This window comes from Persicitalea sp., from assembly GCF_041751555.1.
Lineage (GTDB): Bacteria > Bacteroidota > Bacteroidia > Cytophagales > Spirosomataceae > Persicitalea.
Genome location: NZ_JBGSXF010000173.1, coordinates 1 through 12,529, shown reverse-complemented (window position 1 = coordinate 12,529; position 12,529 = coordinate 1). Strand labels below are relative to the sequence as shown.

The window sequence follows — 12,529 nt, the reverse complement described above, 5'->3', positions numbered from 1 at the left end:
TCGTAGTGGCCGCGCGGGATGCCTTTTTCCGTGAGTTCAAAGCCGACTAGTTTACGGGGCAGGCCTTTTTCCTTCTGGGCTTTGAGGGCTTCGGCGTTGATGAAGCTTTTGTTGAATTTCGTGACCCAGCCCAGGCCTGCTTCCAGCGGAGAGGTAGTTTCGTCGATATCGTTGCCGTAGAGACAGTAGCCTTTTTCCAGGCGCAGCGTGTCGCGCGCGCCCAGGCCTACAGGCTTGATGCCAAATTCGGCTCCGGCGGCAAAAATGGCGTTCCACATCGCCTCGGCGTCTTTGTTCCAGACGTAGATCTCGAAGCCGCCCGCTCCGGTGTAGCCCGTGGCCGAGATAATGACATCGTCGATACCCGCCAGGGTACCAGCTTTGAAGGTATAGTACTCCATCGCTGATAGATTCTCCTCCGTCAATTTTTGGAGCGTGGCAGTAGCTTTTGGGCCCTGTACCGCCAACAGGCACAACCTGTCGGAAATATTTTCCATTTCCACACCCTCAGTGTTGTGTCTCGCGATCCAGTCCCAATCCTTCTCGATATTGGAAGCATTGACGACCAGATAGTACTCGTTTTCATCGTAACGATACACGAGCAAGTCATCAACGACGCCGCCTGTGGCATTGGGCAGGTAGCTGTACTGCACTTTGCCGTCATACAGCGCAGAGGCATCGTTGGCTGATACTTTCTGAATCAAATCCAGTGCTTTTGGGCCTTTCAGCACAAATTCGCCCATGTGCGACACGTCGAAGACACCCACACCGTTGCGGACAGCATGGTGTTCGTCCAGGTCGGACGAATAGCGAACAGGCATTTCAAAGCCGGCGAAAGGCACTATCTTGGCACCCAGCCTGACGTGTACTTCGTGCAACGGAACTTGTTTCATTAGGTCAATTTCGGTTGTATTGGGGGCAAAAGTAGGAAGAAAGAGGCAAAGTGACAGAGTAGCGAAGGCACAAAATCCGAAAAGCAGCGCGGTCTAAAAAAGACCACGCTGCCATTCAATACAAATCTCCCTAAATATTCTTTACGCCGCTACCGCCTGTTGCTCGCGCAAGTACTTCATCAGGCTACTCATAGAAGTAATGCGCGGGTAGTCTTCGTCGGGGATGGCAATATCGAACTCCTGCTCCAACTGCATCATCATATCGACTAAGTCAAGGCTGTCGAAGCCGAGGTCTCTAACGAAGTGGGCGTCATCGGTAATGGCTGAGGCTTGCAGGCCAAAGTTGTTCAGGATATTGAGAATTCGCTGTTTCATGGTTTGGATTGTTTTTATAATGGGGAAGAATGCCCGCAGGCATTCGATTTCTGAGAAACGTTAGACTTTTAGAGTTAGTACCATAGAAAAGTGCTAATTGTTGCAAACAGCGGAAATAATTTTCAAGTTGCTATTCATCAGAATATTGTGTTTAACCGAGATGCGGAGTTGTCGGAAAGCAGCCAAAGAATCAATCTTGGTTTTTTACAAAAAAAATAAACACACAAGCTAAAACGTAACCGTTCATTTGATAGCCAGGATCATACTCAAGTTAAAATGGTTGGAAATGGGAAAAGATTTTCTCTGAAAAACTTCGACTGCAAATTTCCGTTAGGTAAGGGTTAGATACGATTAGTTCTTGCTTTTAAAGGCACCTATCATCGTATAAATTTAAGAAATTACCTTGCCCATGAATACTAAATTAGCGCTCCTTCTCCTCGTGTTGGCCGGAACATTCTCAATTGATAGATCAATGGCGCAGAAAACCGAAGACCAAACGCGTCTTCACGAGATGCGCACTTACTACTGCGAACCGGGACGCCTCGATGCTTTACTCGCCCGCTTCCGCGACCATACCATGCAGCTTTTCGAGAAGCACGGCATGACGAACGTCGGCTACTGGGTACCGATTGACAATACCGACAACAAGCTGGTGTATGTCCTCTCCTATCCCGGCGACCGCACCTACCGCGACAAAGCCTGGAAGGCGTTTGGCAGCGACCCTGACTGGAAAAAAGCGCAGGGCGACTCAGAAAAAGACGGCAAAATCGTGAAGCGCGTAGAGAATATGTTCATGCACGAAACCGACTTCTCATTTCCCATGAAAGTGAGCGGCCCGGCCAATGACCGCATCTTCGAGTTGCGCATGTACCACACCAATCCCGGAATGCTGCCCGAGTTAGTAGCCCGCTTCCGCAACCACACCACGGCGCTTTTTGCCAAGCAAGGCATGACCAACCTCAACTACTGGCTTCCCGATGAAGTGGACAATCGCCTGGTGTACATGCTGGCGCATCCGAGTCTGGAAGACGCCAAGAAAGCCTTCGACGCCTTCCGGGCCGATCCTGAGTGGATCAAGGCGCGGGACTATTCCGAGCGTAACGGCAAACTGGTGGAGAAAGTGGAATCCACCTACTTGAAAGCTACTGATTTTTCACCCATTCGTTAATCCGTTTTCATTTTTTAGTAACAAAATATGTTCAAATTTCTTCGATTCCGTATCGTCGGTTTCCTGCTTCTAGGCTCGACGGTACTTTGGGGACAATCATCCGACGGCTACACCCCTATCTCTCTGGAGAACCTGAGCGCTTTCGACGCCCCTTCCGCGGGTTGGAAACTCACACCGGAAGTGATGATGAGTCCAACTAACGGCACCGTGATGTCGAACGACAAAAAGGGGGGCGGCATCCTGGTAGGCACCGCTGGACAAACTATCAAGACGAAAGCCAATATGCAGGATTTGCGGCTGCGCTTCGACTTCATGCTAGCGCCGGGGGCGCAGGCGTACGTCATTCTGCCAGGCAACCAGCGGGTACTTTTGGCTGATATGCCGCCCACCGCTGCGCCGGGTTCTTCTACGAGTGGCTACACGGGCCAATTTCCTATTATGAACGCTACCAAAGCCCCCGGCCTTTGGCAAACCGTCGAAATAGCGTACGATGCCTCGACCACCCAGCCCAACGTTGCCCGGGTCAATTCCGTGACTTTGAACGGCTCGCTGGTGCAGCAGGGTAGTTATCGGCCCTTGCCCAAAGCGTTGGCAGGCAAGGAACCCATTGCCTTTGAAGTAGTTAAAGGCACGGTAGCCTTTCGGAACATCGGCTACCAGGAGCTGGGTAACCGTCGGCCGCTGAGCGTTTCCAATATCACATATAAGCTTTACACCGACTCCTGGAAGACTGAACAACCGAAAGAGTTAGAGCGTGAGGGGAGTACTCCTGAGATTACACAAGAATTAGGTAACGGGCATAAGGAATTTCAACTCTTTTTTGAGGGAGACATGGAGGTGGAAGAAGCAGGAAACTACGTATTTACCGTCATTCATTCGGGGCCTAATACGCGGCTGACAGTAGATGGTGAGGAAGTGGTAAGCGTGGCCGAAAGCAGATCGCAAGACACACATCCAGGAAGGATAAATCTGGAAAAAGGCACACACCGTTTCAAATTATTGTATGCCCGGTTCCCATGGTTTCCGCCGGGGTTAAGTGTAAGCGTTACCAAAGCAGGCATCAGGCCCTACGACCTAACAGCCCTCTCATCGCTTCCGGTACCCAAGCCCAAGCCCTACTTGGGCGTCGATCCCGAGAATGGCCCCGAGATGATTCGGTCGTTCGTTTTCTACCAAGATGAGAAGCAGAAGCGTACCCACGTCCTCTCGGTGGGAAATCCCGCCGGATGGCACTATACCGTCGACCTCAATCGGGGTGCTTTACTACAAGGCTGGCGCGGTCCCTTTGCGGACGTGACAGAAATGTGGTACCAGCGCGGCGAACCGCAATTGCTGAAAACCGCCGGGCTGACGGTCGATGTTTCCGGCAAAAGCAGCTACGCAGCTTTGCAGAACAACTCCGCTGCCTGGCCCGACTCTGCCAATCTCAATTACCTCGGCTACCGCCTGACCGCCGATGGAGTACCCACTCTCCGCTACGCATTTGGCTCAACTACCCTCACCGACCGCCTCTCCGCCGACGATAAGGGGTTGACCCGCAAGATTTCGGTAGAAGGCAACGCGCCATCGGGCATGTACGCGATGCTGGGGGCAGGCGATAGCATCACCATGCTGGAAAAAGGGCTTTATCGTGTGGATGATCGTTATTACATCAGACTCGACAAGAACGCCAGGCCCATGCAACGCAATTCGGCGGGCAAGCAGGAATTGTTGCTGCCGTTGGGGGGTGAGGTGACTTATAGCCTGTTTTGGTAAGTATCGAACTTCTCCAGAGAATGGTCACCCACGTCAAGTAATAGACGGCCAGACTTTTAGGCGAAAAAATCCACGAAAACTTTTATATAAAAAATTAAAATTAAATGAAAAAGTACCTGTTTAGCCTATTGGGAATAATGGCGATAGCCACGCTGGGCTTCGCCCAAAACCGCCCCATGACCGAGGACGATTACTACCGCATCGTCACCATGCCTATTCCGCCGAACATTGAAATGGAAGTGGGCGGACTAGCGGTGCTGCCCGATGGCCGCCTGGGCGTTTCGACGCGGCGTGGCGAAGTGTGGATGGTCGGCAATCCTTACATGAAAGGAAACGGACGCCCCACCTTTAAGCGCTTCGCGCACGGATTGCACGAGCCCCTGGGGCTTATGTACCGGGGCGATCATTTTCTAATCACCCAGCGCGGTGAAGTCACGAAGCTGGTAGATACCGATAATGATGGCGTAGCCGATGTGTACGATTCCTTCGCCCGATGGCCGCTGTCGGGAAACTACCACCAATATTCATACGGCCCGGTGCCATTGCCCAACGGCGAGATGATCATAACCCTTAATCTCGACTGGATCGGCAAAGGCGCGAGCCAGTCGAAGTGGCGGGGCTGGATGCTCAAATTGGGCAATGACGGTTCGCTGACGCCCTGGGCCACGGGGCTGCGCTCTCCGGCGGGTTTCGGCGTATTTCAGGGCGATATTTTTTACACCGAAAACCAGGGCGACTGGGTCGGATCGGGCCGCATGACCCACCTGGCGAAAGGCGACTTTGCGGGTAACCCTGCCGGACTGCGATGGAGCAATGAGGATGGTTCCCCCGTAAAACTACGTCCCGAGGACATTCCCGACACGGGTGAGCCGCTCTACGACATGGCCCAAACTACCCCCGGAATCAAGCCGCCCGCCGTATGGTTTCCGCACACGCTGATGGGAATTTCTACCTCTGATTTCAAGGAAGATACCACGGGTGGAGCCTTCGGTCCGTTCGTTGGGCAAATGTTCGTCGGCGACCAGGGCCACAGCAAAATTATGCGTGTGGACATGGAAAAAATTAACGGCGTGTGGCAGGGTGCCTGTTTTCCTTTTCGTGAGGGTTTTGAATCTGGATTAATCCGCATGGTGTGGGGACTGGACGGCTCGATGTTTGTGGGCCAAACCGCCCGCGGCTGGGCCGCCACGGGTAAGGCCCCCTTCGGGATCGAGCGCCTGGTGTGGACGGGAGCGACGCCTTTTGAAATAAAGACCATCCGCTCTCAGCCCGATGGCTTCAAACTGACTTTCACACTACCCGTGGATGCTGCCACGGCGGGGAATTCGGCTTCTTATAGCCTCAATAGCTTCAATTACAAGTACCACCACACCTACGGCAGTCCTGTCATCAACGCAGAGCCGATGGCCATCAAGGGCATCGTGGTCGCCGACGACGGACTTAGTGTTCGCTTGGTAGTGGATGCCATCAAGCTCCGTAAAGGATATATTCACGAAGTGAAGGCCGAAGGGTTAAAATCAAAGGAAGGTATGTCATTGCTGCACAACGTAGGCTATTACACGCTGAACGAAATCGCGTCGGGCAACCAGGCCGACGCCTCGCAGTTCACGGCCAGTAGCAAGAGCGGCGTGGGCGCAGCGATGGAACACAGCCAGCACAACATGAGCGAAGCGGCACCCGTCGCGATGAGTTCCGCCAAGCGCGTCACAACCCAACCTGCCAATTGGACCAATGGCCCCGATCAGGTTATTACGCTTGGTACTAAGCCCGGTTTGAAGTTTGATCTCAATGAAATTCAGGTCAAGGCAGGCAGCAAGGTAAAATTTGTCTTCAACAACGAAGACGATATGCTGCACAACTGCGTAATTACGAAACCCGGCATGGCCAACAAAGTTGGTGAGGCCGCTCTTAAACTAGGTTTGAAAGGGGCAGAGATGAACTACATTCCTGATTCGCCCGATGTGCTGTATCACACCGCCCTCATGCAGCCCGAGAGCAGCGAGGCACTGTACTTCGTCGCGCCCGCTAAGACGGGAGACTACGACTACGTCTGCACCTTTCCAGGACATTATACTTTGATGCAGGGAAAGATGAAGGTGGTGAAGTGAGACGTTATGAAGAAATGGTATAAGGTTCTATTCTTGTTTGCTGCACTAGCTATTACCTTTCAACTTTTAGTTGAATATTTATTTAAACGGGATAGTCCCGAGGAATTGGAAAATATCCTGAATAGCACTCAGCAAAATGAAAGCGTTGTTGGCAAAATCGGAGGATACAGATCATACGAGCTAAGCTACAACTACTGGCTGCGTGATGAGAAGAGCAATTATCCTTTTGACATCACTGTGTTCGGAGCAGAGGCGTACATAAGTTATAAAGGAGTTTCACAATTTAACGATGAAGAAAACACTTGGTCGATTGTTAGATTAGACACGCTAATCAAAAAGTACTGAAATCGAACGGGTTATTTCAAAATTGGATTTTTAACAAAAAAGGCGAACCGCTCGCGCGATTCGCCTTTTTTCAAAATTGCCCGTATTGTTACCTGATGAACAACTTGGCAATAGCCAGTACTTGGTCTTTAGTTAGTGGCTCATCGAATGCCTCCGTAACTGCATCGAGTGATTTACCCGCAATTCCGGTGATATCCACACCTCCCTGAATCGTATTGTTGTCTCCTTCGTACACCGGTCTAGGCGACCCTTCGTCCAGCGTAATCCATGGTTTGATACGGTCGATGCCACGAATCGTAGAAAGAATGTCTCGCGACTTAGCAGCGTGACGTGCTTCTACGGAGTGAATCTGAAGCGCGTAATCCAGTAGCGGCTCATCTTCCTTCGCCATCAGGTTACCTGCTTGCCCTTTGTAGGCACGAACTCCCGTATCCTCAAAAGCGTGCGATAGGAATACGAACATGTCGAAATCGCCGAATGGATTGGCAAAAGTGCCTTTGGCCGTAAAGTCAAAATCTGGCTTGGCAGGAGCAGCCGTACCGAGTGCTCCTTTCAGGAAATTCACGTGTTGTGTCTCATGCTTGCCAATTTGCATGAAGACAGCCTTGTACTTATCAGGGATCAGACCGGGAGCGGCATTACCCATTTTGTAAAACTCGTCTTCCAGGTATTCCAGCGTGAGAGCAAATTTCAGTACATCAATCGCCCCTGGTGTGAAGGCATAAGCTTTGTTGAAAATTGTCCCCATCGCCACGGGTACGGCGGCTGCGGCCATACTCCGGCTGAACTTCGTCATGAAGCTACGGCGGGTGGCATGCTGCAGACGCTCTACCGCGTCGCCGTCCACCTCTTGTATTTCATCTATAATCTTGAAAATGTTCATAGTATCTCGTTAAATGTGTTTTGGGTTGAAAGAATGATCAAGGCTTAGGTAGTCCCGAGGCGTCGATATTATCATAAATAAAGGGAGCCACAGCGGGCAACACTTCGCTAGGACGCTTCAATAGACCCAGTCCGTTTCCGTCTATAATGTCATCTCCCGCAAAAAACGGATCGTTAGGACGCAGGAAATCACGAATGATAGCAGCGTGGCGCGCTTCAACCGACACAATCTTGCCGGCTAGTAGTAGGAAAGTGGGATTCTCGAGCAAGATACCTGCTCCGTTATAAGCCGAAACGCCAGTATCTTCGAATATTTTCGCAGTCTGCAGGACGATGTCACGGCTACTAAAATCAATAGATGTGAAATTTGGCGTCAGACCTTTAATGGCAGCAGCACCAATCGCTGCCTTAAAGAATTCGCGGTGAATGATTTCATGGTCACGAATATCAGTCAACAACCTCCTTTCTTTGTCGTTCATTCCCGTATAGGGCGTGGCGATTACTTGAGTATAGAAAGCAGCCTCCAATTGTTCGAGGGCGTAAGCGTAGTTCAAAATTCCGATATCGCCCGTACCCAGGTTCACCGCAACTCCGCCACCGGGAGCCAAATCGTGATCCTTGATGCATGACTGCATTACAAAGGCACCCGTTGCGGCAGCCAATCCGGCCGACCGTAAAAAGAAGCGCCGATTTACCACATCCACTATCGGATTCTCCTCAGAGCCGTTAGTCAGTGATAGTCTTTTTGTCGTTTTGCTCATAATTGTGAAAGATTTTGAAAATTATTTAATCGTTTAGAATTGGGACTAAGTAAAAAAACTACGCCAATCCCACGATTTTGGATTAGTGAAAATGTAGAAGAATTTTTAAATCCAATCATATCTCGGAAAGGTAATAATGTGATTTTATCTCACTTATTGGATTATTTTAATATTTTAAGACCTAACCTCCCGATCTAGTAGGATTATATTTGTTTTTAGAAGCCAAAGCTGGCTTTGTTCCTTACTTCCAAATAATTTATTTAGAATGATTCAATTTTATTAGTATCAATAAATCGGGGGTTTCAAAATCCCCTTCTAATCTCAGTTACAGGGCGATTATTCCACTATTTTATCAGTCATTTCCCTACAATCGCACAATCGCCTTACCTTTGCGATCCAATAAAACTCTTGTATCACTCCCCCCATTATGACCAATACCTACCCTGATTTTATGCAGGAACTTGCTTGGCGCGGCATGTTACAGGACGCCATGCCTGGTACCGAAGCCCATCTTGAGCTACAGATGACGAAGGGCTACATCGGTTTCGATCCCACGGCAGCCTCGCTGCACATCGGCAATTTAGCCACGGTTATGCTGCTAGTTCACTTCCAACGTGCTGGCCACAAACCCCTTGCGCTTGTCGGCGGGGCCACAGGCATGATCGGCGACCCATCATTTAAAGCATCGGAGCGATCCTTCTTGTCTGAAGACACGCTGCGACACAATCAGGAAGGTATCCGCAAGCAGCTAGAATCTTTTTTGGATTTCGACTGTGGCGAGAACTCAGCCGAAATGGTCAACAATTACGATTGGTTCAAAGAAATGGGCTTCCTGCAGTTCCTGCGAGAAGTGGGGAAATTTTTGTCCGTTAATTATATGACGAGCAAAGATTCAGTCAAAACGCGCCTGGAAACGGGGATTTCTTTCACCGAATTTTCGTATCAGTTGCTTCAAGGCTACGATTTTTACTGGTTGTATAAGAACAAAGGCGTTCGCCTGCAAATGGGTGGTTCCGACCAATGGGGAAACATTACGACAGGTACCGAACTCATTCGCCGCAAGGAAGGTGACGCAGAAGGGTACTTTAAGGCATTTGCGCTTACGACGCCGCTTGTTACCAAGTCCGACGGCACTAAGTTCGGTAAAAGTGAGGGTGGCAACGTCTGGCTCGACCCCAACATGACTAGTCCCTACCAGTTCTACCAGTTCTGGATCAACCAATCGGATGACGATGCTCCTCGGCAGCTGCGCGTTTTCACTTTATATAACAAAGGGAGGATCGAGGCTCTGGAAGCCGAACATGCACAGGCCCCGCATCTGCGGATCATGCAGAAAGCCCTCGCCGAGGAGGTGACGACGCGCGTGCACTCAGCCCGCGACTACCGTTTGGCCGTGAAAGCTTCCGAGGTACTTTTTGGCAAAGCCACGCTCGACACGCTAAAAACCATAGAAGCCGATGAATTCGAGACAATCTTCGACGGCGTTCCTCAGTCCATCCTCAGCCGCGCTGACTGGGAGTCCTGCGCCACTATTACCGATTTACTCTCGACCGCCACCAACGGCGAAATCTACGCATCCAAAGGCGAGACCCGCCGTGCCATCCAGCAGAATGCAGTAAGTATTAATAAGGTAAAAGTCACGAGCGCCGAACAGTCGCCCGCCGAATTCGATCTCCTTCAAGATCGCTTCTTATTAGTGTCGAAGGGCAAGAAGAATCATTTGGTTAAAGTGGAATAAAAATGAAAAAAATCTATCTCTTTCTCTTTGCTACCATCTTCTGCGCCACCGCGAGTTTTTCCCAGAAACTCGACCCCAAAGATTTCAAGCAACTCAGCTACCGCTTCATTGGCCCCGACGGCAACCGGGCCATCGCCATCGCGGGCGAGCCGGGTAACAATAACGTCGTGTACATCGGCGCGGCCTCGGGCGGTATTTTCAAGACCGATGACGCGGGCGTAACGTGGAAGCCGATTTTTGACAATCAGGAAGTATCGTCCATCGGGGCGCTGGCGTTGGCTCCAAAGTACCCGAAACAAGTCTGGGCAGGTACGGGCGAAACCTTCGTGATTCGTCCGGCGCACTCGCTGGGTGATGGGATTTACAAATCATCGGACGCGGGCAAGTCGTGGAAGAATATGGGTCTGCCGAAGTCGGGCCGGATCGGGCGCGTGGTCGTCAGTCCGAAGGATACCAACACCGTTTTTGCCTGCGCGCTGGGTCATACCTACGGCCCACAAAAAGAGCGCGGCGTTTATCGCACTAAGGATGGCGGCAAAAGTTGGGAGCAGGTACTTTTTGTCAATGAGCAAACGGGAGCCAACGACCTAGCGATCAATCCTGAGAATCCCGACATCCTCTTTGCCGGGATGTGGAATATCAACATCAATACCTGGGGCTTGAAAAGTGGCGGCGAGGGCGGTGGTGTCTATCGCTCGAAAGATGGGGGAAAAAGCTGGGAACCGCTGCACACTAAGGGATTGCCGGGCGGGCCGGGTAATCCGGTGGGTAAAGTGGCGGTGGCCGTGGCTCCGGGCGAGCCAAACGTAGTGTACGCGTTGTTCGAGATGGATAGTCCGGCGCTGTATCGTTCGGAGGACGGTGGCGAAAACTGGAAACTGATGTCGCGCGACCACAGCATCATGGAGCGCGCGCCTTACTACGGCCGCATCACCGTCGCGCCCGACGACGCCAACGAAATCCACACCATTAGCGTGAAGCACGGCGTGTCCAAAGACGGCGGTAAAACCTTTGATTTTGGCTACAAAGGTGGCGGCGATAACCACGATTACTGGATTGACCCCACGAACGGCGACCGCCAGATGATGGCCCACGACGGTTGCGCCAGCATCACGCTCAACCGTATGAAGTCTTTTCAGCCCGTCAGGCTGCCCATCGCGCAGATGTACCACGTGTCGGTTGACAACCGCGTGCCGTACTTTGTCTATGGCAATCGGCAGGATGGTTATTCCTATCGCGGGCCGAGCAATCCGCTGGGCGGCGGCATTCCGCTCAGTAGCTGGCAGGCCGTGGGTGGCTGCGAGAGTGGCTTCGCCAAGGTCGATCCCTTCGATGATAACATCATTTGGTCGGGTTGTTACGACGGTGGGCTGGACGTGTACGACCTGCGCACCAACCACGCCCGCGATGTGCGCGTATGGCCGGAGTCAGGCTACGGCTGGACGCCCGCCGACATGAAGTACCGCTGGCACTGGAATTTCCCGCTTAGTTTTTCGCCCCACACGCCGCACCGGGTGTACGTCGGCAGTCAGTTCATTCACAAGTCCGACGACTTTGGGCAAAGCTGGCAAATCATCAGCCCGGACCTGACGACCAACGACAAGTCGCACCAGCAGAATTCGGGCGGCATCGCTACCGACAACCTGATGACCTTCGACGGTAACCTTCTCTTCGCTATCGAGGAATCGCCCGTTGAGAAAGACCTCATCTGGGCTGGAACCAACGACGGACAAGTCCAGCTCACCCGCGACGGCGGCAAGAACTGGGAAAATTTGACCAAAAATTTGGCCGTCCCGACATGGGGTACCATCGCTAACATCGAGCCCTCGCGCTATGCGGCGGGAACGGCCTACATCAGCGTGGATTTGCACCAAATGGGCGACTTCGACCCGTACATTTTGAAGACGACGGATTTTGGCAAAACCTGGCAGAAAATCAGCGACGGCATTCCAAAATCCATTCTGAGTTTCGTCCACGTGGTGAAGGAAGATCCCGCCGTGCGCGGCCTCCTCTACGCCGGTACTGACAACAGCGTGTACGTCTCGCCCGATGACGGAAGTACCTGGTCGTCGTTGCGGCTGGATATGCCACCCGCCCCGGTTTACTGGCTGGAAGTGCAAAGAGAATTCGGCGATCTGGTGGTGGCGACCTACGGACGCGGCTTTTATATTTTGGACGACCTGACCCCGATCCGTGAAATGGCAAAAGCCCGCCCGACCGCCAACGCGTTGCTGCCCGTCAGGAAAGGCTACCGCTTTCAGGAAGGAGAATCGCGCCACACCGAAAGTACCCTCGGCGACGGACGCGGTCCCAACTATGGCGTGCCGATTCAGTACTACCTGAAAGACACGCTCGCCAAAGTCCCGGAAATCAAAATTTTACAAAACGGCCAAGAAATCCGCACGGTACGCGGCACCAACAAGCCGGGCGTCAATCGCGTGTGGTGGGATTTGCGGCACGACTCGCCCGCGCGGCCCAAGCTGCGCACCCTGCCGCCCGGCAAG

At 52.1% G+C, this 12,529-nt stretch carries 10 protein-coding genes; 6 read left to right on the top strand and 4 right to left on the bottom strand.

Annotated features, from left to right (window positions below; all coding sequences use genetic code 11):
* Window positions 1-893, bottom strand: an 893-nt coding sequence (gcvT, locus tag ACEW8P_RS05995; RefSeq protein WP_373512194.1) for a glycine cleavage system aminomethyltransferase GcvT, incomplete at its 3' end; no start/stop codon positions are given.
* 141 nt (window positions 894-1,034) lie between these two features.
* Complete coding sequence (locus ACEW8P_RS05990; RefSeq protein ID WP_373512193.1) at window positions 1,035-1,268, bottom strand: acyl carrier protein; 234 nt, start codon at window positions 1,266-1,268, stop codon at window positions 1,035-1,037.
* Window positions 1,269-1,677: 409 nt separating this feature from the next.
* Here ACEW8P_RS05990 and ACEW8P_RS05985 point away from each other — a divergent pair, with 409 nt between their 5' ends.
* From ACEW8P_RS05985 to ACEW8P_RS05970, 4 genes are all read left to right on the top strand, one after another.
* Entirely contained in the window at window positions 1,678-2,436 is a 759-nt protein-coding gene (locus tag ACEW8P_RS05985; protein ID WP_373512192.1) for an NIPSNAP family protein, read from the top strand.
* Between the two features lie 27 nt (window positions 2,437-2,463).
* Window positions 2,464-4,191: a family 16 glycoside hydrolase gene (locus ACEW8P_RS05980; protein WP_373512191.1), complete on the top strand. Its 1,728-nt coding sequence runs from the start codon at window positions 2,464-2,466 to the stop codon at window positions 4,189-4,191.
* A 104-nt stretch (window positions 4,192-4,295) separates the two neighbouring features.
* The gene (locus ACEW8P_RS05975) at window positions 4,296-6,299 is read left to right on the top strand and encodes a plastocyanin/azurin family copper-binding protein (RefSeq protein WP_373512190.1); all 2,004 of its coding nucleotides are present in this window, start codon (window positions 4,296-4,298) and stop codon (window positions 6,297-6,299) included.
* 6 nt (window positions 6,300-6,305) lie between these two features.
* Window positions 6,306-6,644, top strand: coding sequence for a hypothetical protein (locus ACEW8P_RS05970; protein WP_373512189.1), 339 nt, complete (start codon window positions 6,306-6,308; stop codon window positions 6,642-6,644).
* Between the two features lie 88 nt (window positions 6,645-6,732).
* On the opposite strand, the gene ACEW8P_RS05965 is transcribed toward ACEW8P_RS05970, so the two are convergent.
* Window positions 6,733-7,527: a ferritin-like domain-containing protein gene (locus ACEW8P_RS05965; RefSeq protein WP_373512188.1), complete on the bottom strand. Its 795-nt coding sequence runs from the start codon at window positions 7,525-7,527 to the stop codon at window positions 6,733-6,735.
* A gap of 37 nt (window positions 7,528-7,564) precedes the next feature.
* The gene (locus tag ACEW8P_RS05960) at window positions 7,565-8,287 is read right to left on the bottom strand and encodes a ferritin-like domain-containing protein (protein WP_373512187.1); all 723 of its coding nucleotides are present in this window, start codon (window positions 8,285-8,287) and stop codon (window positions 7,565-7,567) included.
* Between the two features lie 427 nt (window positions 8,288-8,714).
* Here ACEW8P_RS05960 and tyrS point away from each other — a divergent pair, with 427 nt between their 5' ends.
* Window positions 8,715-10,025, top strand: coding sequence for a tyrosine--tRNA ligase (tyrS, locus tag ACEW8P_RS05955; protein WP_373512186.1), 1,311 nt, complete (start codon window positions 8,715-8,717; stop codon window positions 10,023-10,025).
* Window positions 10,026-10,027: 2 nt separating this feature from the next.
* Window positions 10,028-12,529, top strand: a 2,502-nt coding sequence (locus tag ACEW8P_RS05950; RefSeq protein ID WP_373512185.1) for a WD40/YVTN/BNR-like repeat-containing protein, incomplete at its 3' end; no start/stop codon positions are given.